Consider the following 277-nt stretch of genomic DNA (forward strand, 5'->3'; position numbering starts at 1 on the left):
GTCGACGATACCGAGCACGCTGGCCACCGCGGCCAACGTGCACACGACGGCGGGAAACATCAGCCCTGCGTGCACCCCGCGTTCGGCCAGTTCGGGTATCACCAACGCGCCGGAGGCGATGCCCAAAGGTTGTGCGGTCTGGCGGATTCCCATGGCCAGACCGCGTTGCTGGGGCGGGAACCAACCCGAGACCAGCCGCCCGCCGGCGCTGTTGCAACCACCGGCGGCCATGCCGCCGAGAAACAGGAAGACACCGATCCACAGCAGCGAATGAACC

General features: G+C 67.5%; 1 protein-coding gene. It reads right to left on the bottom strand.

Annotated elements, in window-relative coordinates:
• Window positions 1–277 (bottom strand): MFS transporter (locus CDN38_RS28000; protein ID WP_142361402.1); only part of this gene is annotated, 277 nt, incomplete at both ends.

The sequence above is a fragment of the Mycobacterium ostraviense genome (assembly GCF_002705925.1).
Taxonomy (GTDB): Bacteria; Actinomycetota; Actinomycetes; order Mycobacteriales; family Mycobacteriaceae; genus Mycobacterium; species Mycobacterium ostraviense.